Here is a 25,214-nt window from a genome sequence, read left to right as displayed (position 1 = left end):
CTTTTGAACAGGTGATTGAAAAAAACCGTAGGAAGCTCCTACGGCTTTGCTTATTTATTCAGAAAAGACAAACAGAACAGGCAATCGCCTTCCGTTCGTAAATGTCCATAATACACGTTGCAAATATGGAATCCCTCATGATACAGACGTGCGAGATTGTCATACCCTTCCCCGACAATATCAATCGCTTCTGGCGGCTCCTTGCCTTCTGGCAAGGTGGATTCGCCTTGGTCTGGAGATAACGGAAGGCGCCCTTCGGTGGACTCCCGCTTTAAAATCTTGCGTAATTGCTCATTCTCCAGTCGAAGCTGCTGATTCTCTTCCACTAGCTTTTTCACCTCGAGCATCAGCTTGCTCAATTCGCCGTGAACGGTTCCCATTTGTGCATCCAGCGCCTGCATATGCGTAAAAATATCTTTATTCTCCAAGTTCCCACCCCAGAGTCATCTCTAAAGTTCTATCATGAAAACTCATTATTTAACGACAACATCATCTAAAGGAAGTTCCTTGACCTTACCTATTTCAAATAATTGCACATGAACCGAACGCGAGCCCGCATTCAGCCCCACGACTTTCCCTTCACCAAGCGAAGTAACGACCATCTTGCCTACCGACGGCAGCTCTTCCTTCACACTCTCGTAGTTATCATGCTCAAATTTCAAGCAGCACATCAGTCTTCCGCAAAGCCCGGAAATCTTTGTCGGGTTCAGCGACAAGCTCTGATCCTTAGCCATCTTGATCGATACGGGCTCAAAGTCGCCCAGCCAGGACGAACAGCATAGGATGCGTCCACATGGACCGATCCCGCCGAGCATCTTGGCTTCATCCCGGACTCCGATTTGGCGAAGCTCGATCCGCGTACGAAAGATACTGGCCAAATCCTTAACGAGTTCACGGAAATCGACCCGGCCTTCAGCCGTGAAATAAAAAATGATTTTGTTGCGGTCAAATGTAAACTCGACATCGACCAGCTTCATTTTGAGATCATGATCTTTGATTTTATTTAAACAAGTGGCAAAAGCATTCTTTGCCGCAAGCTTGTTCTCTTCCACAACACGGGCGTCAGCATCGTCTGCAATCCGAATGACCTTCTTCAGCGGAAGAACGACATCCGTTTCTCCAACCTGCTTCTTCCCGACGACAACCTTGCCGTACTCGATCCCGCGCGCCGTCTCAACGATGACGCTCTGTTCCTTCTCAACCGGAAGCTCCAAAGGATCGAAATAATATATTTTGCCCGCTTTCTTGAAACGGACACCTACTACAGTGTACAAAAACTTACCCCCTCGTCTAGCACTGGCACTAATAAATATGTGACCTTTCAAATAAATCCCTGTTATTGCATGGGAGAAAGTTTACTGCAAGTTCCGGCGTCGTCCATCAGGTCTGTATCTCTATAATTATCCTTCAACGCCAATTAAAAACTGCTCTACGCAAAGCTGGCCATTCATATTCTGTCTTAGCTTCTTCCGGCTCTCCGCCGCCAGCGCCATGGCCTGAATCCAATGCTCCTGACTACGGCTGGAAGCATGCCGATTGATGAAATCCAGCTCATCTATGAAAACAATCCGGTCATGCCGGCGATAGAGCGCATGGAGCATGTCCTTAAACCACAAATGGAAAAGATTAAACAACATGTCCAAATGATCGCTGAGGCCAGCCTTGAAAATAGTCTGCTGCGCTGTAATTAAAGGAGTCCCTCCACGTCCTGAGGCTTCCTTCCCTAATTGTAACACTACGTTTCTAATTTCTGCAAACCAATTCTGCTGTAGAAGCTCGCGGCATGGACCCAGTCCTGCAGCCAAATGAACGGCACACCTCACCAAAGTGGGCGGAAACCCCTCGTTTGATAAAATCTGGAGCATTTGTTCCGGATCCAGCGGCGTAAATGGCACCCACTGTGCCCGGGATTGAATGGTCGGAAGCAGGGCCCGTCCGTTATCCGACAACAAAATGGCCACGGCCGGAGACGGCGGCTCCTCCAGAAACTTCAACAAGCTGTTCGAAGCCTGAACGGTCATTTTCTCCGACTCGTCGATAATATAAACCTTCGGATTCCCGCCTTCCGAACGATATGAGAAAATCCGCTGTAAGTCGCGGATTTGATCAATCTTGATGGTCGAGCCCTCAGGAGCGATATAATGGAGATCGGGATGATTGCCATGCAATACTTTACGGCATTCCAAGCATTCCCCGCAAGCATCCTCGCCGTCCTCCGTGCAGAACAGCGCCTGTACGAATGCCATCGCCATCTCCTTCTGTCCGCTTCCCGGGGGCCCGCTGAATATATAGGCATGCGATATCTGGTTGCGGCGAAGACCACTTTGCAGCAGTGCCTTAGCCGTATCCTGCCCCAAAATTTGCTCAAATGACATTTGCGATTTCATTCCTTATTAAGTCGATTCACATCTTAATTATGCTTCTTGTTAAGAAACTAAAAACAAAGATTGATCAGCATGCCTCTGATCTCGCCCATTTTCTGAAGCAGCTCAATTTTCCCCTGCTCCGTCTCCAGAAGCTCATCAGCCATCTCCAGCAAAGCTGCGTCGATTTCGTCCAGCAGCTTATAGCGCTTGCCTCGACCGCGGCGATCCCAGCCCCTGGAATCCTTCATGCCTACGCCGCGCCGTACCGTGTCTTCCATAAATCTTTTGACAAGAAGACGATATGCCTTCAGCTCGCGAATGGTCATGGACCGGGCCAGGCGGTCACCCTGAAGCTGAATCTCCTTAAAGCGGCGATTCAATTCCTCCTGGGAGGCTCGCTCGCCCTGGTGCTGCATGACGTCGGAGAATGATTTGGATTGTACCGGTTTTGCAGTATTGTCATTGATTCCAATGCCATTGTTCAGCGGCCTGAATCCCGGACCTATCTTCATTACATTCACAGCCTATCTTCATTTATTTCAATAATGGTCTTTAAATCTGGAGCCGCCTCTAAAAATGTTCGAAGCGGTCTACCGGCAGTACGAAGACGGTGGCCCCACCAACCTGCACCTCAACCGGCAGCGGCAAATACGAATCGGTCGTTCCGCTCATCGGCGTCACTGGCGTGACAAGCTGTTCACGGACTTTGCAGCTGCTGCGGATGACATTCAATACGGATTCAACCTGATTGTCATCTACCCCGATCATAAACGTCGTATTCCCTGCCCGCAAAAATCCGCCGGTACTTGCTAGCTTCGTCGCCCGATAATTTTCCTTCACGAGCGCACTGGATAGACGATTGCTGTCTTTATCTTGGATAATGGCAATGATCAGTTTCATTGCAGCCCCTCCTCGTATTTTAGAATATCGCAAAATTGGTTCGCATCCGGCTTACGAAACCGAATACATTTATATTTGACAATCATACTGCAAATTCCTTTAATGCTGCCAAAAGATAGCTCTTCATTTCCTCGCTGACCTCCTGCAGCGTCCTGGAGGCATCGATCGTGATGATCCGCTGTGGATACATCTGTGCGGCTATGCGGTAGCCCTCCCTCACTTTATGGTGGAATTCCAGGCTCTCCAAATCCAACCTGTTAACCTCGCGTCCTTCACCTGCAGCGATTCTTGCCAATCCTTCTTCCGGCTGGATATCCATGTAGAATGTCAGATCGGGAAAACGGCCGCCGGTCGCAAAGCTGTTGATTGCCAGCACCTCATCAATGCCAAGGCCCCTGGCATAGCCTTGATAAGCCAGACTGCTGTCGATGAAGCGGTCGCATAGCACGACGGTTCCCTCATCGAGTGCAGGCTCCACCTTCTCCGCCAAATGCTGCCTCCGGGCCGCCGCATAGAGCAGTGCTTCGGTTCGTGCATCCATGGCCGTATGCTCCGGCGCTAAGATAACCTCGCGAATTTTCTCGGCAATCACAATTCCGCCTGGCTCCCTCGTTGTCAGACATGGAATGCCTTGCTCCTTGAGCAGCGAGCTGAGCAGCTGCAGCATCGTCGTTTTGCCTGAGCCTTCCCCGCCCTCTAGCGTAATAAACAATCCTTTACTTTTCATCGGTATTCCCGCCTTCTGTTTGCTCTTTATGGAGATGTTTATAAACCAAAATCGTATTCAGCTGAGAATCCGCAGCTCCCTGACATTTAGCCCCGGATTGCCGCAGCCCTTGTAAGCGCCGCAGCGCTTTCTCCGAAATGGCCTCTCCCGGATAAAACAGAGGAATGCCCGGTGGATAAGGAATGATCATTTCCGCTGCGATTCGGCCCAGACTATTCTCTACTACTACGGCTTCGATTTCTTCCTGGGATCGCGGCTGGATCGTAAATGGCACTGGATTGGACACTCTGTCTCCCAGGTCGTTCGCAATGTTCCACGTGGAAACAGGGGCCAAGGTAAAAGACTCCTCTCCCGCCATGCTCTGCAGCGCATGGTATAAGCGTTCAGTATCCTCTCTTGTTGTCCCCAGACTCAGCGCCAGAACCACATATCGTTCATCACTCATTTCCGGGATGCAGTTCGCCGCCTCTAGCTTCGCCTGCAGTTCGTAACCGCTCCAGAATCCGGCTGCATCGTAAAGTACAAGTTTGAACGGATCTTGTGTAGTATATGCAGCATCTTCTCCGCTGGCGCCCGTCTGTACGATACCAAAGCGGGGCAGTTCAGATTGGATCGCCTGGCGCAGCCAGTCCGCCGCTGATAGGCCTTCGCTAAATGCGGCGTGCCCCTGCTGCTCCAGCAGATGGCGGCTCAGATCAAGCGATGCCATGATCGGATACGAAGGGCTGGAGCTCTGCACCATCGCAAGCCGCTGACGCAGCAGGCTGCGATCAAGCAGGCAGCCCTGCACGTGCAGCATCGCGCCCATCGTGAGGGCGGCGAGCATCTTGTGCGTCGACTGCACGACGCCATCGGCGCCCTGGGCTAACGCGGACACCGGCAAGGCCGGGTGCAGCCCATAGTGGGCGCCGTGTGCCTCGTCGACGAGCAGCGGCACGCCGTGAGCGTGGCAGAGCTTCGCCAGCTCTGCCAGCGATGTGCCCATCCCGTAGTAGTTCGGGTGCGTGACGAGCAGCCCCTTCGCGCCGGGATACCGGCGCAGGGCCTCACGCACCGTCTCTACGGACGGGATGGTAGCGAGCCCGCTTGCGCCGTGCAGCTGCGGCGCAAGGAACACCGCTTGTGCTTGCGCTAGCATCAATCCGTGAATGACGGATTTATGCACATTGCGCTGCACAAGCAGCACGTCGCCTGGAGCGGTGCACACGCTCAGGATGAGTGCCAGATTGCCGGCTGTACTGCCGCCGACAAGGAAATACGTCTCCTCGGCTCCGAACAAGGAGGCAGCCCTCTGCTGCGCCTCCTTGATTACTCCCTCAGGGTGATGAAGATCGTCCGTTCCGGTAATTTCCGTCACATCAATTTCCATAACCTGGGCCAGCTCCACCGCAGGATTACTGCTGCCGACTCTGTAGGCTTGGCCATCTTTATGGCCCGGGACATGAAAAGAAGCAAGCTTCGCCTCTTTGTACCGAAGCAGGGCCTCGTATAAGGGAGCACCTTGCTTCACACTGTCAGACATATATATCTGGTCCTTCCGAATAAATTGACTTTACTTACCCTTTGATAAGGCAAGGTGAAACCCGTACCCATTAACAAAACATCATACCTTCGGATTTCTTATTTACAGGGTATCACTTCATTTTAACGCTTCTCTTGCGCTTAGGGCAACATACAAAAGGACCCGCCACACACTTCAGCAGGTCCTTAACTATGAATACTATGCATTCTTCTGCACCCATATCTGCTTCATTCGATGGATGAAAAAGTGATATTTCTCCTCTTGAACATCTGTGTGGACCATTTCCGCCTCACAAGCATCGCATATGAATTCCGACACAATATGAATACCTTCCGATTTATGCTCACCGCATATTATGCATGTATGATGCGCATGTTCATCCATCCGCAATCCCACCTTGATTTATTTTACTATCAGTATGACACATGTTCTATTATTTTAAACCCTTTCATAGTACACTTCTTACTATATATGTATATGCAAAGCTTGATGCAGTGGTGTTTGTACGCCACAAACATAAAATATTCTTTTTTTCTGCCGATATATTAGTAAGAGCATGCCTCTTTGAAGGCTTATCTATTTACTTTTTTCCCAAGGAGGGTTGAATATATCGATGCCCGCTGAATCCGGCACGAATGCAACGTTTTACCACTATAGACTTCTCAAGAAATTGGTAATACCCAAAACCCTGGTCTATAGTCTGATGACGCTTCCATTGATATGGCTTGCGGCAGAAATTGTCCTCTTCACTTGGACGAGCATATTTTTCTTCCTGCTGGCAATCCCAATTGCCCTTTGGATTCAATATGTAATAGCCCGATCCGTACTTGTCATTCAACATAGCACGTACCGCAAACGCTGGCGTTTTACCCGACGTTTGCCCTGGATCGGTTATATGCCGGATCAATATGTCTCCTACTCGGTATATCGACGGGTACAAATTCATACCTCGTGGATCGGCCTAGTCATAATCGGTATTATGATTCCTTGGTCTCCGATATCTTTTGTATTTTCTTTGTTTTTCTGGCATGCATGGAGTACAGCACCGCGGCTTTATCCCCTATTTGGCTTCAACAACCAACCTAAAGAAGGCATGATCAAATTTAACGAAGAAGACATTTCCTACTACATGCCTTAGAGCAATTCTCAATGGCTTTACATATATACCATGTTGAAATCCACTCATCATTATTCTGTTTACCTCGATAATAAAAAAACCTGTTTCCTGCAGTGATGCAGGAAACAGGCCGATACGCCAACTCCTATATTTCATATGCTTCATCCTGCCGGATTATAAAGCTGCTACTGACTGCTCTCCAGACCTTGTATTACGGTCTTCCTATCCTGCTTCGGCACCAGCACGGTAAACGAATTATCATGAATTGTTAGTTGAACGATAACTTTATCTTTCTTGTATACATGAGTCGTTCCTGAATTCTGATCCTCTTGTTCCGTCCAACCCCATTCACTAATCGCCTGCTGATACTCCGCCGGCACGCTATCGGACTCTTTAATTCCCGATAACGAATAATGGACGTAATCCATTCTGGAATTATTAAGCGCTGTTTCCGTAATACTGGCTTCCCCAGGAACAGGGAAGCTCTTCTCGACAACCGAGCCTTCAAATTTCGTCCAAGAAGGTGTGGAAGATGCACAGCCTGTAATGGTGAGCAGAATCACCCAGACTAACCCCATGAAGCATAAGGAATATCCTCTTCCTCTTAGCCGCATGTTTTTTCCTCCTTACCTGACCTAACATACTATATTACTCGGATAATATTGATATTTATGGAACATAACAATTGCAAAAGATAGGCTAAATTTCCTAGGCGATAATCTACCATTCTCATTATAACGCCAGTCTGTACCTTGTCGGTAACAAAAAGGTTACATTAAAACGAACAATTAAATGTGAAGAAGCCGGGATTTTTCTTAATTCCTATATGGGCATCTGCTTTTATTCATTTTTTTGAGTTGATTTCTGGCTCTATTTGGCTTGTCGCCCACCTTTGTGGACGTATCAATTCCCCTGCTCAGGCATCTGTCTTTTGTGAGGGAGCGAATTTGGCGGCTAGATGCAATTTATACAGTTACTTAGCCCCTTTTCCAGAAAAACTCCTACTAATTGCAATCCTACAGTTAGTTAGCCAATTCATTTCAATTCTCGTCATAGTCTACAACTAAATGTATGGTATCCAGTTAGTTATCTCCGATTCGCCTAAATTGAGTGAACCAACTGTATAAAATACATGTAGATACGTAGAAGTTAGTATTAGTACCCACCTTACCCCAAAGGGAAGGACCCTTCATGGAGTACGCTGGAGCTACAGTAGTAATTCAGTTCATGCCCAAAAACCTAATGGTTCTTCTGATCATCAAACTTGTCATCTATCACATTTCAGCCCATAGTTCTCTTTTTATACTAAGAAATACGTTGTTTTCGGCGTACTTCTCTAACAAGTCAGCCTTAAAACACTTAAAAGAAAAAATAAAAACCACCACCGGATGATCGGCAGTGGTTCTTCGCTTGGCGACGTCCTACTCTCCCAGGACCCTGCGGTCCAAGTACCATCGGCGCTGGAGGGCTTAACGGTCGTGTTCGAGATGGGTACGTGTGGAACCCCTCCGCCATTGCCACCAAACGTGCTCAGATGACTTGATCACCTGAAAACTGGATACGAAACTTCATTTGCGTGTTAGCCCTTACTTGGTTCACCGGGGCCCCCGAAAAGTATTCGGTATACTCCTCGAAGCCTCCGCTTCACTTTTTGGGGTGTTATTTGGATAAGCCCTCGACCGATTAGTACCTGTCAGCTCCATACATTGCTGCACTTCCACCTCAGGCCTATCAACCTCGTCGTCTTCAAGGGGTCTTACTAATTGGGAAATCTCATCTTGAGGAGGGCTTCACGCTTAGATGCTTTCAGCGTTTATCCCATCCGCACGTAGCTACCCAGCTATGCTCCTGGCGGAACAACTGGTGCACCAGCGGTGCGTCCATCCCGGTCCTCTCGTACTAAGGACAGCTCCTCTCAAATTTCCTACGCCCACGACAGATAGGGACCGAACTGTCTCACGACGTTCTGAACCCAGCTCGCGTACCGCTTTAATGGGCGAACAGCCCAACCCTTGGGACCTACTTCAGCCCCAGGATGCGATGAGCCGACATCGAGGTGCCAAACCTCCCCGTCGATGTGGACTCTTGGGGGAGATAAGCCTGTTATCCCCAGGGTAGCTTTTATCCGTTGAGCGATGGCCCTTCCATGCGGTACCACCGGATCACTAAGCCCGACTTTCGTCCCTGCTCGACTTGTCAGTCTCGCAGTCAAGCTCCCTTTTGCCTTTGCACTCTGCGAATGATTTCCAACCATTCTGAGGGAACCTTGGGGCGCCTCCGTTACTCTTTAGGAGGCGACCGCCCCAGTCAAACTACCCACCTGACACTGTCCCCGAACCGGATCACGGTCCCAGGTTAGAACTTCGATACGATCAGGGTGGTATCCCAACGGCGCCTCCACCGAAGCTGGCGCTCCGGATTCCTAGGCTCCCACCTATCCTGTACAAATCGCATCAAAGTTCAATATCAAGCTGTAGTAAAGCTCCATGGGGTCTTTCCGTCTTGTCGCGGGTAACCTGCATCTTCACAGGTATTAAAATTTCACCGGATCTCTCGTTGAGACAGCGCCCAAGTCGTTACGCCATTCGTGCGGGTCAGAATTTACCTGACAAGGAATTTCGCTACCTTAGGACCGTTATAGTTACGGCCGCCGTTTACTGGGGCTTCGGTTCACAGCTTCGGGTTACCCCTAACCGCTCCCCTTAACCTTCCAGCACCGGGCAGGCGTCAGCCCGTATACTTCGCCTTACGGCTTCGCACAGACCTGTGTTTTTGCTAAACAGTCGCTTGGGCCTTTTCACTGCGGCCCCCTCGTGCTATTCACACTACCGGGGCACCCCTTCTCCCAAAGTTACGGGGTCATTTTGCCGAGTTCCTTAACGAGAGTTCTTCCGCGCGCCTTAGAATTCTCTTCTCGCCTACCTGTGTCGGTTTGCGGTACGGGCACCTTCTCCTGGCTAGAGGCTTTTCTTGGCAGTGTGAGATCATGACCTTCGGTACTGTAAATTTTCCCTCCCCATCACAGCCCAGCCTTACGATGTGCGGATTTGCCTACACATCAGCCTCACTGCTTGGACGAGCATCCATCAGCTCGCGTCACTACCCTACTGCGTCACCCCATCGCTCATAACGGATTACGGTGGTACAGGAATTTCAACCTGTTGTCCTTCGACTACGCCTTTCGGCCTCGCCTTAGGTCCCGACTTACCCTGAGCGGACGAACCTTCCTCAGGAAACCTTGGGCTTTCGGCGGATCAGATTCTCACTGATCTTTTCGTTACTCATACCGGCATTCTCACTTGTATGCAGTCCACCAGTCCTTCCGGTCCAACTTCAATCCGCATACAACGCTCCCCTACCCCTGATGCAAAGCATCAAGCCATAGCTTCGGTGGTGTGTTTAGCCCCGTTACATTTTCGGCGCAGAGTCACTCGACCAGTGAGCTATTACGCACTCTTTAAATGGTGGCTGCTTCTAAGCCAACATCCTGGTTGTCTGTGCAACTCCACATCCTTTCCCACTTAACACACACTTGGGGACCTTAGCTGATGGTCTGGGCTGTTTCCCTCTTGACAATGGATCTTAGCACTCACTGTCTGACTCCCGGTTATAAGTCTATGGCATTCGGAGTTTGACTGAGCTTGGTAACCCTTGGCGGGCCCCGCACCCAATCAGTGCTCTACCTCCACGACTCTATTCACCGAGGCTAGCCCTAAAGCTATTTCGGGGAGAACCAGCTATCTCCGAGTTCGATTGGAATTTCTCCGCTACCCCCACCTCATCCCCGCATTTTTCAACATACGTGGGTTCGGGCCTCCAGTGCGTGTTACCGCACCTTCACCCTGGACAGGGGTAGATCACCCGGTTTCGGGTCTACGTCCACGTACTCAATCGCCCTATTCAGACTCGCTTTCGCTGCGGCTTCGGCTCTTCACCTTAACCTTGCACGGGAACGTAACTCGCCGGTTCATTCTACAAAAGGCACGCCATCACCCATAAATAGGGCTCTGACTTCTTGTAAGCACACGGTTTCAGGTTCTTTTTCACTCCCCTCCCGGGGTGCTTTTCACCTTTCCCTCACGGTACTGCTTCACTATCGGTCGCTAGGGAGTATTTAGCCTTACCAGATGGTCCTGGCAGATTCATACGGGGTTTCACGTGCCCCGCACTACTCGGGATCCGTCTCGGAGGGAACAGACTTTCAATTACAGGGCTTTTACCTTCTATGGCCGGCCTTTCCAGACCTGTTCGTCTAATCGGTTCCTTTGTAACTCCGTGTGAGACGTCCCACAACCCCAGAGAGCAAGCTCTCTGGTTTAGGCTAATCCGCGTTCGCTCGCCGCTACTGACGGAATCACTTTTGTTTTCTCTTCCTCAGGGTACTTAGATGTTTCAGTTCCCCTGGTATGCCTCTTCACACCCTATGTATTCAGATGTGAGTGACTGCGTATGAACACAGCCGGGTTTCCCCATTCGGACACCCCCGGATCAAAGCTTGCTTACAGCTCCCCGAGGCAGTTTCGTTGTTCGCCACGTCCTTCTTCGGCTCCTAGCGCCTAGGCATCCTCCGTGTGCTCTTAGTAGCTTAACCATAATGCTTCGGTTTTGCGCCTGGCGCTCTGTTGTTCGCCGATTTCTTGATCAAGTAAATTCATACAAGGTAGAAATCGTCTCACAAAGGATCTTCAGTCTCAAAACCTACGCTAGCCACTTTTCACTTACTTGTTTAGACACAAGTTTCAGCTAAAAGGAATTTTCTAAAACGCAAATTTCGTTTCGTTATCCAGTTTTCAAGGATCAATCTCGTTTACTTTCGGATCGTTCACGAACCGTGTTGACCTAAAGTAACGAGGTGTTTGAGAGTTGAACTCTCAAAACTGACCAACGAGTGAGCATCCGGCGACTTTCGTCGTCCGTAATATTTGAATGTCTTCGTTACAGAAGACGATTCTCCATAGAAAGGAGGTGATCCAGCCGCACCTTCCGATACGGCTACCTTGTTACGACTTCACCCCAATCATCTACCCCACCTTCGGCGGCTGGCCCCTTGCGGTTACCTCACCGACTTCGGGTGTTGTAAACTCTCGTGGTGTGACGGGCGGTGTGTACAAGACCCGGGAACGTATTCACCGCGGCATGCTGATCCGCGATTACTAGCAATTCCGACTTCATGCAGGCGAGTTGCAGCCTGCAATCCGAACTGAGACCAGCTTTGATAGGATTCGCTCCACCTCGCGGTTTCGCTTCCCGTTGTACTGGCCATTGTAGTACGTGTGTAGCCCAGGTCATAAGGGGCATGATGATTTGACGTCATCCCCACCTTCCTCCGGTTTGTCACCGGCAGTCGATCTAGAGTGCCCACCTTCATGTGCTGGCAACTAAACCTAAGGGTTGCGCTCGTTGCGGGACTTAACCCAACATCTCACGACACGAGCTGACGACAACCATGCACCACCTGTCTCCTCTGTCCCGAAGGAAAGGCACATCTCTGCGCCGGTCAGAGGGATGTCAAGACCTGGTAAGGTTCTTCGCGTTGCTTCGAATTAAACCACATACTCCACTGCTTGTGCGGGTCCCCGTCAATTCCTTTGAGTTTCAGTCTTGCGACCGTACTCCCCAGGCGGAATGCTTAATGTGTTAACTTCGGCACCAAGGGTATCGAAACCCCTAACACCTAGCATTCATCGTTTACGGCGTGGACTACCAGGGTATCTAATCCTGTTTGCTACCCACGCTTTCGCGCCTCAGCGTCAGTTACAGCCCAGAGAGTCGCCTTCGCCACTGGTGTTCCTCCACATCTCTACGCATTTCACCGCTACACGTGGAATTCCACTCTCCTCTTCTGCACTCAAGTCACCCAGTTTCCAGTGCGACTCGGAGTTGAGCCCCGAGTTTATACACCAGACTTAAATGACCGCCTGCGCGCGCTTTACGCCCAATAATTCCGGACAACGCTTGCCCCCTACGTATTACCGCGGCTGCTGGCACGTAGTTAGCCGGGGCTTTCTTCTCAGGTACCGTCACTCTCAGAGCAGTTACTCTCCAAGACATTCTTCCCTGGCAACAGAGCTTTACGATCCGAAAACCTTCATCACTCACGCGGCGTTGCTCCGTCAGACTTTCGTCCATTGCGGAAGATTCCCTACTGCTGCCTCCCGTAGGAGTCTGGGCCGTGTCTCAGTCCCAGTGTGGCCGTTCACCCTCTCAGGCCGGCTACGCATCGTCGCCTTGGTAGGCCATTACCCCACCAACTAGCTAATGCGCCGTAGGCCCATCTGTAAGTGACAGATTGCTCCGTCTTTCAGCATCCCGCCATGCGGCGAAATGATTTATCCGGTATTAGCTACCGTTTCCGGCAGTTATCCCAGTCTTACAGGCAGGTTGCCTACGTATTACTCACCCGTCCGCCGCTAAATTATTTCGGAAGCAAGCTTCCAAAATAATTCCGCTCGACTTGCATGTATTAGGCACGCCGCCAGCGTTCGTCCTGAGCCAGGATCAAACTCTCCATTAAAGTTTGACTTGCTCATTTTGAATCTGACGAGATCAGATTTGCATCTGACTCTATTATTTAGATTTCACTTCCGTGAAACCCGCTCACTCGTTGTTCAGTTTTCAAAGATCAACCTTGTTTCGCGTGTCACCGTTGTTTCAGCGGCAACTCTTATAATATAACACTTGCTGCGGATAATTGCAAGAGTTTTTTTAAAACTTTTTTAGAAGTCTGAAATCTCAACTCTCTCTACTATCTCTGCAGCAAGTATTACTATATCCTATTTCCTATCCTAAAAGCAAGCCTAGGAAAGAACTTCCTCAATATGCAAACTGGTGTCCTGCATCAAATTATAAATTTCACCGTTAACCGATACCATCGGCCGGGTAGGATGATTGCGGTCGGAGAATACAATCTCACCCGTTTTACCGTTGCTAAGAAGCACTTTCATGCCATTATGGAACTGCGTAACCTTTTCGACGAAGGTCTGTACGATACTCGGATCCAGCTTGCCAAATGCTTCGGACTTTAGCTGCTCCAGAACCAAGTATGGGGATTGTGCTTTCCGGTACCTCCGGTTAAGGGTCATTGCATGGAAGATATCAGCTACCGCTACAATCCTCGCATAAATATGTATTTTGTCTCCCATCAAATGAAACGGATATCCGGAACCGTCCATTTTCTCATGATGCTGCAGCGCCGTGAGACGGACCCCTTCATTGATGGCTGACGTTTTTCGAAGTTGTTGATATCCGTACGTCGTATGCATGCGCATTTCTTCGGCTTCGCTCTCCGTAAGGGAATTCGGGTTATATAGAATGAGTGGATCAATCTTCGTGTTCCCGATGTCATGCAGCAGACCGGCAAAGGCGACCTGCATCCAATCCTTTTGCGGCAAGCCGTGCCACTGGGCAAGTAAATAAGACGTCATTGCAGAAAGAATGGCATTATGGTACAGGTAATCATATTCATTCATATTACGCGGCGTAAACGTCAATACTTTATAATACTTCAATTGACTGAGCAAAGCCTCTAACTGACGTCGCAGCTCATAGATGGGAAGCTCGGCAGCCAATACGGACTGGAAGGCACTTTTCGTTAAGTGCAGCATCCGGTCATACTCTTGATGAAGCATGCTGATCGTATGTTCATTTTCTGACTCTGCAGGAGCCGAGGGGGCCTTTTCCGCCTTTGCTCTCGCCTGAGCGGGTTTAGCCGTATTAGCCTCACTCGTGTTCGAGGATTTAAAAGGCTCCTCGATTTCTACCGCCGAAATCAGGAATGCGCGTAAAATATCCAAATCCCTCGGCAACAGCACCTTCCCCTTTTGCAGTAATAATCCGCCTAAGGGACTGTATACGTTGCTTACGATTTTTAACCCGGGCTTCAGTTCTGTCACAGGGATCTTATTCATTCCACACTCTCTCCTCAACTCTCTATTTAGGATATACTCCCTATGTATTTAGTAGAAATTACCAACAAAATAGTACTATTGTCATTATTATAGTATGGCTGAATGGCCCCAACAATCTCCTTTTCATAAAAGATATCTTAATAGGTTAATTATTTAAAATTTATGCTTAACAAAACATGGTTTTCCGCATATATTTACCAAAAGGAGGAAATTACGTTGGTTAAAAAATGGGGCAGATCGTCATATTCCATCGCAAATGTCATTGCCTGCGAAGGGGATGTGGAAGATGGACGCTTATGTTGGAGATTCTCTATTTGGAACGATATTTGTGCAAGTACATGAGAGTTAAATTGTTTTATTGTTTTAAACACAAATAAGCGGCACCCCGTCGGGGTACCGCTTATTATAATTATGCTGCGAGAAGCAGCCTGTTTATTCTTCGGATGAATCCATGTCGCCATTTGTATCTGCTTCGTCTACTTCATCTACCCCGCCATGATCCTCGGCGTTTGCCGTTTCCGGGCTTAATGCACCTTCCAGGCTATCCTCATCATTCTCATGACTGTCCTGCTCTTCGCTCTTGTCCGAGCGGCAGACGGTAGCAACAGCATCGTCCTCGCGAATATTGATCAGCTTCACGCCCTGCGTATTACGTCCCATGGTCGAAATGCCTTCCATGCTCGTACGGATGAGCGTACCGCTGCTGGTAATAATCATCAAGTCCTCATCATTCTTAACAACCTTCAGGCCGACGACTGGACCGTTCTTCTCCGTAACGTTAATCGTCTTGATTCCCTTACCGCCACGGCTTTGAATCCGATATTCGGAGACAGGGGTACGCTTACCGTAACCTTTGGTCGTTACGATCAGGATATCCTGATCAGGGACGATAACATCCATACCGATTAGCGTATCTCCCTCATCAAGCGTGATGCCTTTCACCCCGGTAGCTGCTCTGCCCATAGAGCGGACATCGCTTTCCGGGAAACGAATGGACATCCCTTGGGCCGTCCCCATAATCATTTCTTGCTCGCCATCGGTAAGTCTTACGTCGATCAGCGTATCATCTTCCCGCAGGTTCACGGCGATCAGCCCGCCTCTGCGGATGTTGACATAGTCCTCCAGTGGCGTCTTCTTGACGATACCCTGGCGTGTCGCGAAGAAAAGGTACTTTTCCTCATCGAACTTCTCTACCGGAATAACTGCGTTAACCGTCTCCCCTTGTTCGATCTGGATTAGGTTAATGATCGGCGTCCCGCGCGCTGTCCGGCCGAGCTCTGGAATTTCGTAGGCCTTCAGGCGATACGCTTTGCCTCGATCCGTAAAGAACATCAAGTAATGATGCGTATTCGTTACGAACAGATGCTCCACGAAGTCATTATCCTTCGTATCCATACCCACGACACCCCGTCCGCCGCGCTTCTGACTGCGATAAGTGGTCAATGGCAGACGTTTGATATAGCCGGTGTGTGTAATCGTAATGACAACATCTTCCTGCGGAATCAAGTCCTCATCGAGAATGCTCTCTGCACCGACCGTGATTTCCGTACGGCGCGGATCGGCAAAGCGTTCGCGAATCTCTTGAAGCTCGTCGCTGATGATTTGCAGAACGAGTGATTCGTTCGCAAGAATCTCGCGATACTCGGCGATTTTCTGCAGAAGCTCATTATATTCTTCCTCGATCTTCTCGCGCTCCAAGCCAGTCAGACGTTGCAGACGCATATCGAGAATCGCTTGGGCTTGCTCCTGGCTGAGCCCGAACCGCTCCATTAACCCTGCACGGGCAATTTCCGTCGTACGCGATCCGCGAATCAGGGCAATGACCTCATCCAGATTATCAAGTGCAACTCGCAATCCTTCCAGAATATGAGCACGCGCTTCCGCTTTCTTCAGCTCGAATTCCGTCCGGCGGCGAATAACATCCACTTGATGCTGCAAATAATGATGAAGAACTTCCTTAAGGGTCAGAATCTTCGGCTCATTGTTTACAATCGCAAGCATGTTAATGCCAAAAGTACTCTGCAAGGACGTATGCTTATATAAATTGTTCAGCACGACATTCGGGTTGACGTCACGGCGCAGCTCAATGACTACGCGCATCCCGTTACGGTCGGATTCGTCCCGCAAATCGGTAATTCCGTCGATCTTCTTCTCGCGAACGAGTTCAGCGATTTTCTCAACGAGTCTGGCCTTATTTACTTGGTAAGGAAGCTCGTCCACAATAATGCGTGCTTTATTGTTATTCTCTTCGATCGTCGTTCTGGCACGCATGGTCACGGAGCCGCGACCGGTTGTATAAGCTTGGCGAATGCCCGAGCGTCCCATAATAAAACCGGCGGTAGGGAAATCTGGGCCTTGGATATACTCCATCAGCTCTAGCGAGTCAATATCCGGATTCTTGATCATCGCCTGAACTCCGTCGATGACCTCGCCTAAATTATGCGGCGGAATATTCGTCGCCATACCAACCGCAATACCGGATACCCCGTTGACGAGCAGGTTCGGATACCGTGCCGGAAGCACGACCGGTTCATGCTCTTCACCATCATAGTTTGGCATGAAATCGATCGTTTCTTTATTGATATCGCGCAGCATCTCCATCGCAATCTTGGATAAGCGCGCTTCGGTATATCGCATTGCCGCAGCAAAGTCACCGTCTATAGAACCGAAGTTGCCGTGACCTTCTACAAGCATGTAACGCATAGAGAAATCCTGGGCCATCCGGACCATCGTTTCATATACTGCTGAATCCCCGTGCGGATGATATTTACCAATAACTTCGCCGACGATTCTCGCCGACTTCTTATACGGCTTATCGGGATACATCCCAAGCTCGGACATCGCATATAGAATACGACGATGCACCGGCTTTAAGCCATCCCTAACATCTGGCAGAGCACGGCTGACAATAATGCTCATCGCATAATCCATAAAGGATTCGCGCATTTCCACATTAATGTCCCGATCTATGATTTGCGAAAATTTTTCTTCCGCCATGCTGGACCTCCTTCAAATTCTATCCAAATGCCTATGTTCGGGAAAACCTTGAAAAAACCGGTAAGCCACTAGTACCTATTATATTACTTTCACATTTTAAGCACAATTAAACGTATTTGTTTTCCCGGTAATCTACCCGTTATGACTGAAAAATAGTGATGTGTCCACTCCCATTGCTGCTTTCGTTCATATACTACGGATATAGGCATTTTCTTTACACGCCAATGAACCAACATGATTCCTACATCTCATAATTATATCATTTTTTATCTCTGCTGTCCTATGTTTTCATCCATGAAGAAAATGTACAACAACCTTTCGAGAAAGGAAGGATGATCAATTGGCGATTCAACGAGTTGCAAGCAAATGGGAAAAGACCAAAGCTCTTAACAAAAAAGAACATATTCTGCCTTACATCCCTGATACCCGCAAGTACTCCCTAATCCACCTGCAAGACATGTTAGGCGCCCATAATATGGTGTACATCAAACCGGACTGCGGAACTTATGGCATGGGCGTCATGTGTGTGGAAAAGTGGAAGGATGACCTAGACGAAAACGCTGCCCTATCCTACAAATTGAAGTTTGGGACACGTACGGAGACTTATTCGAGCATAGAAGCCCTTCATCAATCCATTAAAGAGAAAATTGGCCAAAAGACGTATTTGATTCAAAAGGGAATATCACTGTTAACCCATAGGCGCCAAAAATTCGATATCCGTGCCCTTGTGCAAAAAACACCTCACAACACCTGGGAGACTACAGCTTTTATTGGCCGTGTTGCTGCCCCAAACAAAATCGTCACTAATCATCATAGCGGAGGAACAGTTGTGCCAATTGAGGATTTGCTAGGTCCCTATTTAACGCCTTCGCAGTTCTCCGACTTATACAAGGAAATGAAAGCCCTAGGGGTTAGCGTAGCATCACAATTATCGCGCAAGTATCCCCGCCTTAAGGAAATCGGTCTAGATATTGCCGTCGATGAAAATTTCCGGATGTGGATCCTCGAGGTCAATACTAAGCCTGCCCTTTTCCCCTTCAAGTGGCTGCAAGACAAGGGGATTTATAAAAAGGTCCGCCGATATGCAGTAGCCTACGGAAGGCTTAAATCCGCCAAGTAAGGCATGGTAGAGCGGATAATAATCACGACCACCTGTCCACCTAAAAAAGGTGCTGTCCATGATAAGACAGCACCTTGTATTCTGCTTATATATCCAGATTCGTCACGTACTTAGCGTGCTCATTAATGAAATCACGGCGAGGTTCAACGTTATCGCCCATCAGCGTATCGAAGATCGCATCGGCCTGAATCGCGTCGGAAATGGATACCTGCTGCATCGTACGGCTCTCGGGATCCATCGTTGTCTCCCAGAGCTGCTCAGCATTCATCTCGCCTAGCCCCTTATAGCGCTGCACGTTGACTTTGGCATTCTCGCCGAACTCAGCAATGATTTCATCGCGCTCCTGTTCCGAGCCAGCATAGCGTATTGTTTTGTTCCGCTCAATCTTGAAGAGCGGTGGCTGTGCGATATAAATATAGCCAGCCTCAATCAGCTTCCGCATGTAACGGAAGAAGAAGGTTAAGAGCAAGGTACGGATATGCGCACCGTCAACGTCCGCATCCGTCATGATGATCACCTTGTGATAACGGGCCTTGGTAAGATCGAACTCTTCGCCGATCCCCGTCCCTAGCGCCGTAACAATCGCCCGAATTTCCGCATTGCCGAGAATACGGTCCAAACGGGCCTTCTCTACGTTAAGAATTTTACCTCGCAGCGGCAGAATCGCTTGGAAATGCCGATCCCGTCCCTGCTTGGCTGATCCGCCGGCGGAGTCCCCTTCGACGATGTACAGCTCGCTGATCGAAGCATCCTTAGAGGAGCAGTCGGCTAGTTTGCCTGGAAGTGCGCTTACTTCCAGCGCGCTCTTCCGGCGCGTCAGCTCACGGGCCTTCCGTGCCGCCTCGCGAGCTCTTGAAGCCTGCAGCGCTTTCTCCAGAACCCGGCGTGAGACGGCTGGATTCTCCTCCATGAACTCCTGCAGCTTTTCAGCGAATAACGATTCAACGATCCCCCGGACTTCACTGTTCCCAAGCTTCGTCTTCGTCTGGCCTTCGAACTGAGGCTCAGGGATTTTGACAGAAATAATCGCCGTCAAGCCCTCGCGCACATCGTCGCCGGTCAGGTTGGAGTCGTTATCCTTAATCATATTGTTCTTACGGGCATAATCATTGATAATCCGGGTCAATGCGCTCTTAAAACCGGATTCATGCGTCCCGCCTTCATGCGTATTGATGTTGTTCGCGAAGGAGTGAATATTCTCCGAATAGCTGTCATTGTATTGCAGCGCTACCTCCACCACGATCATATCGCGCTGTCCTTCGACATAAATCGGCTCTTCGTGAAGAACTTCCCTGTTCTGGTTCAAATATTTCACGTATTCGATAATTCCGCCCTCATAGTGGAACCGTTCGGATTGTCCCGTTCGCTCGTCCGTCAAAGACAGATTGATGCCTTTGTTCAAGAAGGCCAGCTCGCGAATACGGGTCAGCAAAATATTATAGTCATATACCGTCGTCTCCGTGAAAACCTCCGGATCGGGATAAAATGTCGTCTTCGTTCCGGTATGCTCGCCCGCTTCACCGATGATGCGAAGATCAAACTGCGGTACGCCGCGATGATATTCCTGCATGTATACATGGCCGTCCCGCCGTACCTGGACGATTAGCTTCGAAGAAAGGGCGTTAACAACGGATACGCCGACGCCGTGCAGACCGCCGGACACTTTATAGCCGCCGCCGCCGAACTTTCCGCCGGCATGCAGGACAGTCATGACAACCTCAAGCGTAGAGCGCTTCATTTTCGGATGCTCCCCGACAGGGATGCCGCGTCCATTGTCCGATACGGTAATGCTGTTATCGGGATGAATCGTTACGTCGATTGTATCTGCATAACCGGCAAGCGCTTCGTCAATACTATTGTCCACGACTTCCCACACCAAATGGTGCAGTCCACGGGAGCTGGTTGAACCAATGTACATACCGGGCCGCTTACGAACGGCCTCCAGGCCTTCGAGCACCTGTATCTGACTCTCGTCATACGATTGTTCGTTCATCGTCATGCCTTCATTCACCTACTTCTATAGATTCAAATCCCCGCAAAGCGGGGCAGTTAAATAGCAAAAGATATATTGGCCTTCTTCTTCAGCGTCGCGGAAGAAATTGGCGAATAATAGACCGTAGATTTCGTCACTACGATCGACTTGGCTTCTTCCTCTCCGATGCGCTGCACATTCTTCTCCTTGATCGCGTGGCTAACGAACTGCTTGGAAATCTTCGAGGATTTCTCAATGGAAATATCGAAGATGGCAACCAGCTCTGAAGAGAGAATTACTTTCTCACCACCTAAGTGAATGTACATCTCTTTCCCCCGCCCATTATGAATTGACTTGTCCTTCCTGCACATGAAAAATGCTGGCGTCCTGCAGCCGGCCCGCATTGATGCTCTCAATGCCCGTTGCCGTGATGAACGTCTGCACTTTACTCTGAAAAGTCTCGATCAATTGAGTTTGCCGATATGGATCAAGTTCAGACAACACATCATCGAGCAGAAGGATCGGATACTCCCCAATCTCTTCATGGATCAACTCGATTTCTGCTAACTTTAGCGACAATGCCGTCGTTCTTTGCTGTCCCTGGGAGCCGTATACCTGAGCTTCGTTCCCGTTGATATGAAACGCCAAATCATCGCGGTGCGGCCCGGAAAGCGTCATGCCACGGCGTATTTCCTGATCTTTCATTTGTGATAACTTTATCATAAATTGCTCCATTAGGACAGCTTCATCTTCTTCCTCGGCCTCTCCGAAGGAAGGCAAATAGGATAATTCCAGCTTTTCGAGGCCTCCTGTGATGCCTTCATGAATCTGCTCCGCCCATTTTTGCAGCTTTCTTATAAATTGTTTCCTTCTTTTGATAATTTTAACACCATGCTCCGCAAGCTGTTCATTCCAAATCTCCAGCATTGTCAGCATTTCGGGCCCGGCTCCATAAGCCTGCTTAAGCAAATTGTTTCTCTGCATCAGCACCTTCTGGTACTGCTGAAGATGGAACAGATAGCTTGGCTGAACCTGGCCGATTTCCATATCGAGAAACCGTCGGCGAATTCCTGGCGTTCCCTTGACGATCTCCAAATCCTCCGGGGCGAACATGACGACGTTCAAGGCGCCGATGAAATCACTGAGCTTGCGCTGCTCCAGACTGTTTAGCCTGGCCCTTTTTCCCTGCTGGGACAAGCGGAGCTCCAGGTTCAGCGTGCCGTATTTCTTCTCCACCTCCGCGGCGATGACCGCATGGTCGCTGCCGAAGGCGATCAGCTCTTTGTCCTTCGAAGTGCGGTGCGATTTGGTCAACGCCAGCACGAAAAGAGATTCCAGCAAATTAGTCTTCCCCTGCGCATTGCGGCCGATTAGCAAATTGACATTACCGAAGCCGTTCAGTTCAAGCGCTGTATAGTTCCGGTAATGCTCCAATCGTAGATGATTCACGTACATGCGGTCTTAAGCCCCCTTCCTTCCCGCTGCACCATATGAACGAATATGGCATGCAGTCAAGGGACTTTATTGCTTGGCCACCTGAAACACGCCGCATCCTTCCACATCCACCGTATCCCCGGGATACAGCTTGCGGCCCCGCCGATCCTCCGGTTCGCCGTTCACCTTGACGGCTGCCTCCTGCAGCAGTGCTTTGGCCATGCCTCCCGTAGGTACGCAATCCGCCAGCTTCAGAAACTGATCGAGCTTAATGTATTCGGTCGATATTCCGACTGTCTTCATGTCTAGGTTCTTCCTTTCCCTTAATCGTGCTTGGCGTTAAGACCTTGAAGCCCACCCTGATCAGCCATTAATTCGTCGTGCGGTAAGGAAGGATCAGGTACAGGCTTTGGCTGTCGTCCAAAGGCTTGATAATAATTGGGCTCATGGCGCCCGTAAAGCCGATATGCAGCTGCTGGCTCTCTACCACCTTCAGTACGTCGAGCATATATTTTGAGTTAAAAGAAATCCGCAGCGGGTCACCTTCAAATTTGGCGACGTCCAGCTGCTCCGTAACCTTTCCGAGCTCGGACGAGCTGGAGGAGATTTCGATCGTTCCGTCATCCATCGTTTGCAGGCGAACAATATTCGTCTTCTCCTCACGGGAGAGCAAATAGGCGCGGTCGATAGAATCGCTCAATTTCTTCGTATCGAGAACGAGTTCTGTTTTATAAGTTGTCGGAATAATCTTGGAAGTATCCGGATATGTCCCATCCAAAATACGGGTATAAAACAATATACGGTCGATTTTAAACAGCACTTGATTATCTGCGACGACAATTTCGATCATCGTGTTCTGATCGGGGATAATTTTGCTCAGCTCATTCAGCGTTTTCCCCGAGATGACGATGTTGCTGAACCGGATATTATCAGCATCAGCTAACACAGCTGTGCGGCTGGCGAGCCGATGACGGTCGGTAGCGACGAATTTAAAATGGCTGTCACTTAAGTTCCAGAGTATACCGGTCAAGATCGGCGATGTTTCGTTCGTTGAAATTGAAAAAGCCGTTTGCTTGATCATGTTCTTGAGCAGGTCGCCCGGAATCATGATGACTTGATCCTCTTCGATGCTTGGCAGCACTGGGAATTCCTCAGGATCTAATCCGACCATTTGGATATCTGTGGAGCCAGAACGGATAAGGGTCTGAAAGCCCTCTTTGACCTCCATTTCAATTTCTTCAGAAGGAAGCTTCTTAATGATCTCTACGAAAAACTTAGCCGGCAAAACGACACTGCCCGGACGTTCGATTTGAACGATTTGCTTATCGTGATCTTCGGCTGGAATGAAGGCTTGAATCGAAATATCAGTATCGCTCGCAGTTAGAGTCATGCCTTGAAAATTTACCTCTAACTTGATGCCTGTCAATATGGGAATCGTTGTCCGGCTGGAAATCGCCTTGGAAACGTGTTGAATGGATTCGTTTAATTCATGTTTAAGAATACGGATTTTCATAATTTCAACTCCTAACAAAATTTTATGTAGCCAGTCATGTCATAAAAGTTGTCCCCAAAGCATACATTTCAATATATATCGACAAAAAGGTGAGAATTTGCGGTGCCTTGGTTAAACGTTGAAGTTTTGGCTCTGTTTCGCTTGCGGCTTTAAGCCGCTTATTTATGATGATATATCTTTATAAAATAATAGAAGAAGTAGTAGGGGCACTGAATATGTGGATAACACCCGTACTTATATGAAATGAAGCCTATCCACATGTGCATAGAATGTGCATAGGCTTAAAGCTTATTCAGGATAAATTTTTAATTTTTTCGATCAGGTTGTTCACGATTTTGTACAATTCCTGGTCGGTCTTCAGGGCTTGGGAGATTTTGTCATGCGCATGGATGACGGTAGTATGGTCTCGGCCGCCAAAGGCGTCGCCGATTTTCGGCAATGAGAAATCGGTAAGCTCCCGCGATAGATACATGGCGATTTGCCTCGGAAAGGCGATCGCTTTGGTTCTTTTACGCGCTTTGAAATCTTCGATTTTCAAATTATAGTATTCGCCGACTTTTTGCTGAATGTCTTGAATGGTAATCATTTTGGGACGACTGGATGGGATGATGTCTTTCAATGCTTCAGCGGCCAGATGGGTGGTCACGTCCTGGTTAATCAGGGAAGAGTAGGCAACAACCCGTATTAAAGCTCCTTCAAGCTCCCTAATGTTCGTGTCGATTTGATTGGCGATGTACATCATCGCTTCATTCGGAATGTCTAAATTCTCCGCCTTCGCCTTCTTGCGCAGAATGGCAATCCGCGTCTCCAGATCCGGCGGCTGAATATCAGTGATCAATCCCCATTCGAACCGTGATCTCAGCCGCTCCTCCAGCGTAGGAATTTCCTTTGGCGGCCGATCACTGGAAATGATAATCTGCTTGCGTTCTTCATGCAGTGCGTTGAAGGTATGGAAAAATTCCTCCTGTGTAGACTCCTTGCCCGCCAAAAATTGAATATCGTCAATGAGCAGAATGTCGATATTGCGGTATTTATTGCGGAAACTCTCAGCTCTGTTGTCCCGAATCGAGTTGATGAATTCATTCGTAAATTTCTCCGAGGAGATATAAACCACTTTGCTGCTGGGACTATGCTCCAAAATATAGTGGCCGATGGCATGCATCAGATGGGTCTTGCCGAGACCAACGCCGCCGTATAGGAAAAGCGGGTTATAAGCACGGGCAGGCGCTTCCGCAACGGCAAGGGAGGCGGCATGAGCGAAACGGTTGCCCGATCCAATCACGAAGGTGTCAAACGTGTATTTCGGATTAAGCATGTGGGAAATGGGCTCTTCCATCGCGATCGGTGCCGGCGTCTCCTTCTGCTTCTGGGTCTGCTCTGCAGGGGCCGACTCCTCAATGACAAAGGAGACATCGACCTGCCTGTCGAGATATTCATATACCGTTGTCGCAACCAGCTTGGTATACCGGCTCTCCAGCCACTCTACGGCAAACGTCGTAGGGGCGGATATAACGATCGAGTCGTCGGTAAGAGACACCACCTTCGTTGCCTTGAACCAGGTGTCGAAGCTGGGTTTGCTTAGCTTGGAATTAATAATAGATAAGATATGCTGCCATATTTCGGAGGTATGGCTGTCCAC

The 25,214-nt window shown here is 49.2% G+C and carries 19 protein-coding genes and 3 rRNA genes; 2 read left to right on the top strand and 20 right to left on the bottom strand.

The window, feature by feature from the left end; all coding sequences use genetic code 11:
- Positions 1-50: 50 nt before the first annotated feature.
- The 8 genes from QNH46_RS00110 to QNH46_RS00075 all read right to left on the bottom strand — a co-directional run bounded on the left by QNH46_RS00110 (position 51) and on the right by QNH46_RS00075 (position 5,899).
- Entirely contained in the window at positions 51-428 is a 378-nt protein-coding gene (locus tag QNH46_RS00110; protein WP_155613575.1) for an initiation-control protein YabA, read from the bottom strand.
- A 45-nt stretch (positions 429-473) separates the two neighbouring features.
- Positions 474-1,274 carry a PSP1 domain-containing protein gene (locus tag QNH46_RS00105; RefSeq protein ID WP_155613576.1) on the bottom strand — a complete coding sequence of 267 codons (801 nt, stop codon included), beginning with the start codon at positions 1,272-1,274 and terminating at the stop codon, positions 474-476.
- A gap of 126 nt (positions 1,275-1,400) precedes the next feature.
- Entirely contained in the window at positions 1,401-2,375 is a 975-nt protein-coding gene (gene holB, locus QNH46_RS00100) for a DNA polymerase III subunit delta' (RefSeq protein ID WP_283926425.1), read from the bottom strand.
- A 59-nt stretch (positions 2,376-2,434) separates the two neighbouring features.
- Positions 2,435-2,878, bottom strand: coding sequence for a YaaR family protein (locus tag QNH46_RS00095; protein WP_213595329.1), 444 nt, complete (start codon positions 2,876-2,878; stop codon positions 2,435-2,437).
- A 58-nt stretch (positions 2,879-2,936) separates the two neighbouring features.
- A complete protein-coding gene (locus QNH46_RS00090) occupies positions 2,937-3,266 on the bottom strand; it encodes a cyclic di-AMP receptor DarA (RefSeq protein ID WP_019640047.1) in 330 nt (109 codons plus the stop codon).
- A gap of 82 nt (positions 3,267-3,348) precedes the next feature.
- Positions 3,349-3,993 (bottom strand): dTMP kinase, encoded by a 645-nt coding sequence (gene tmk / locus QNH46_RS00085; RefSeq protein ID WP_283926424.1) that lies wholly within the window; start codon positions 3,991-3,993, stop codon positions 3,349-3,351.
- Complete coding sequence (locus QNH46_RS00080) at positions 3,983-5,515, bottom strand: aminotransferase class I/II-fold pyridoxal phosphate-dependent enzyme (protein ID WP_283926423.1); 1,533 nt, start codon at positions 5,513-5,515, stop codon at positions 3,983-3,985. Before QNH46_RS00080 ends, tmk begins: the two co-directional genes overlap by 11 nt.
- 198 nt (positions 5,516-5,713) lie before the next feature.
- Positions 5,714-5,899: a sigma factor G inhibitor Gin gene (locus QNH46_RS00075; protein ID WP_155613580.1), complete on the bottom strand. Its 186-nt coding sequence runs from the start codon at positions 5,897-5,899 to the stop codon at positions 5,714-5,716.
- Positions 5,900-6,185: 286 nt separating this feature from the next.
- Here QNH46_RS00075 and QNH46_RS00070 point away from each other — a divergent pair, with 286 nt between their 5' ends.
- On the top strand, positions 6,186-6,653 hold the full coding sequence (locus QNH46_RS00070) for a hypothetical protein (protein WP_430691864.1): 468 nt from the start codon (positions 6,186-6,188) through the stop codon (positions 6,651-6,653).
- Positions 6,654-6,817: 164 nt separating this feature from the next.
- Here QNH46_RS00070 and QNH46_RS00065 read toward each other — a convergent pair whose 3' ends face one another.
- The 6 genes from QNH46_RS00065 to gyrA form a co-directional block, all read right to left on the bottom strand.
- On the bottom strand, positions 6,818-7,246 hold the full coding sequence (locus QNH46_RS00065; RefSeq protein ID WP_244996894.1) for a hypothetical protein: 429 nt from the start codon (positions 7,244-7,246) through the stop codon (positions 6,818-6,820).
- Between the two features lie 794 nt (positions 7,247-8,040).
- Positions 8,041-8,157: ribosomal RNA gene (rrf, locus tag QNH46_RS00060) — 5S ribosomal RNA — on the bottom strand.
- A gap of 138 nt (positions 8,158-8,295) precedes the next feature.
- Positions 8,296-11,223: ribosomal RNA gene (locus QNH46_RS00055) — 23S ribosomal RNA — on the bottom strand.
- A gap of 367 nt (positions 11,224-11,590) precedes the next feature.
- Positions 11,591-13,146 (bottom strand): 16S ribosomal RNA (locus QNH46_RS00050).
- The 16S, 23S and 5S rRNA genes sit together here, the layout of an rRNA operon.
- A 283-nt stretch (positions 13,147-13,429) precedes the next feature.
- Complete coding sequence (locus QNH46_RS00045; protein WP_283926421.1) at positions 13,430-14,539, bottom strand: HD-GYP domain-containing protein; 1,110 nt, start codon at positions 14,537-14,539, stop codon at positions 13,430-13,432.
- A gap of 432 nt (positions 14,540-14,971) precedes the next feature.
- Positions 14,972-17,536 (bottom strand): DNA gyrase subunit A, encoded by a 2,565-nt coding sequence (gene gyrA, locus QNH46_RS00040; RefSeq protein WP_283926420.1) that lies wholly within the window; start codon positions 17,534-17,536, stop codon positions 14,972-14,974.
- 340 nt (positions 17,537-17,876) lie between these two features.
- Between gyrA and QNH46_RS00035 the strand changes: the two genes are divergently transcribed.
- Positions 17,877-18,656 (top strand): YheC/YheD family protein, encoded by a 780-nt coding sequence (locus QNH46_RS00035; RefSeq protein ID WP_283926419.1) that lies wholly within the window; start codon positions 17,877-17,879, stop codon positions 18,654-18,656.
- 85 nt (positions 18,657-18,741) lie between these two features.
- Here QNH46_RS00035 and gyrB read toward each other — a convergent pair whose 3' ends face one another.
- From gyrB to dnaA, 6 genes are all read right to left on the bottom strand, one after another.
- On the bottom strand, positions 18,742-20,655 hold the full coding sequence (gene gyrB / locus QNH46_RS00030; RefSeq protein ID WP_283926418.1) for a DNA topoisomerase (ATP-hydrolyzing) subunit B: 1,914 nt from the start codon (positions 20,653-20,655) through the stop codon (positions 18,742-18,744).
- Between the two features lie 50 nt (positions 20,656-20,705).
- Entirely contained in the window at positions 20,706-20,954 is a 249-nt protein-coding gene (remB, locus tag QNH46_RS00025) for an extracellular matrix regulator RemB (RefSeq protein ID WP_155613242.1), read from the bottom strand.
- Between the two features lie 16 nt (positions 20,955-20,970).
- Positions 20,971-22,083, bottom strand: a complete 1,113-nt coding sequence (gene recF, locus QNH46_RS00020) for a DNA replication/repair protein RecF (RefSeq protein WP_155613243.1) — start codon at positions 22,081-22,083, stop codon at positions 20,971-20,973.
- 66 nt (positions 22,084-22,149) lie between these two features.
- Positions 22,150-22,365 (bottom strand): S4 domain-containing protein YaaA, encoded by a 216-nt coding sequence (gene yaaA / locus QNH46_RS00015; protein WP_155613244.1) that lies wholly within the window; start codon positions 22,363-22,365, stop codon positions 22,150-22,152.
- Between the two features lie 67 nt (positions 22,366-22,432).
- Complete coding sequence (gene dnaN / locus QNH46_RS00010) at positions 22,433-23,575, bottom strand: DNA polymerase III subunit beta (RefSeq protein ID WP_283926417.1); 1,143 nt, start codon at positions 23,573-23,575, stop codon at positions 22,433-22,435.
- 292 nt (positions 23,576-23,867) lie between these two features.
- A complete protein-coding gene (gene dnaA / locus QNH46_RS00005; protein WP_213591803.1) occupies positions 23,868-25,214 on the bottom strand; it encodes a chromosomal replication initiator protein DnaA in 1,347 nt (448 codons plus the stop codon).

The organism is Paenibacillus woosongensis, assembly GCF_030122845.1.
GTDB classification, from domain to species: Bacteria; Bacillota; Bacilli; order Paenibacillales; family Paenibacillaceae; genus Fontibacillus; species Fontibacillus woosongensis_A.
Note: the sequence above shows the minus strand (reverse complement) of the source record. Positions and strands in the feature narration are given on the sequence as shown.

Bases quoted from the DNA above. Each gene is read 5' to 3' on its own strand.
- tmk (WP_283926424.1), bottom strand. From the start codon at position 3,993: ATGAAAAGTAAAGGATTGTTTATTACGCTAGAGGGCGGGGAAGGCTCA.
- QNH46_RS00080 (WP_283926423.1), bottom strand. From the start codon at position 5,515: ATGTCTGACAGTGTGAAGCAAGGTGCTCCCTTATACGAGGCCCTGCTT.
- gyrA (WP_283926420.1), bottom strand. From the start codon at position 17,536: ATGGCGGAAGAAAAATTTTCGCAAATCATAGATCGGGACATTAATGTG.
- QNH46_RS00090 (WP_019640047.1), bottom strand. From the start codon at position 3,266: ATGAAACTGATCATTGCCATTATCCAAGATAAAGACAGCAATCGTCTA.
- remB (WP_155613242.1), bottom strand. From the start codon at position 20,954: ATGTACATTCACTTAGGTGGTGAGAAAGTAATTCTCTCTTCAGAGCTG.
- QNH46_RS00075 (WP_155613580.1), bottom strand. From the start codon at position 5,899: ATGGATGAACATGCGCATCATACATGCATAATATGCGGTGAGCATAAA.
- QNH46_RS00045 (WP_283926421.1), bottom strand. From the start codon at position 14,539: ATGAATAAGATCCCTGTGACAGAACTGAAGCCCGGGTTAAAAATCGTA.
- dnaN (WP_283926417.1), bottom strand. From the start codon at position 23,575: ATGAAAATCCGTATTCTTAAACATGAATTAAACGAATCCATTCAACAC.
- recF (WP_155613243.1), bottom strand. From the start codon at position 22,083: ATGTACGTGAATCATCTACGATTGGAGCATTACCGGAACTATACAGCG.
- yaaA (WP_155613244.1), bottom strand. From the start codon at position 22,365: ATGAAGACAGTCGGAATATCGACCGAATACATTAAGCTCGATCAGTTT.
- holB (WP_283926425.1), bottom strand. From the start codon at position 2,375: ATGTCATTTGAGCAAATTTTGGGGCAGGATACGGCTAAGGCACTGCTG.
- QNH46_RS00065 (WP_244996894.1), bottom strand. From the start codon at position 7,246: ATGCGGCTAAGAGGAAGAGGATATTCCTTATGCTTCATGGGGTTAGTC.
- gyrB (WP_283926418.1), bottom strand. From the start codon at position 20,655: ATGACGATGAACGAACAATCGTATGACGAGAGTCAGATACAGGTGCTC.
- QNH46_RS00095 (WP_213595329.1), bottom strand. From the start codon at position 2,878: ATGAAGATAGGTCCGGGATTCAGGCCGCTGAACAATGGCATTGGAATC.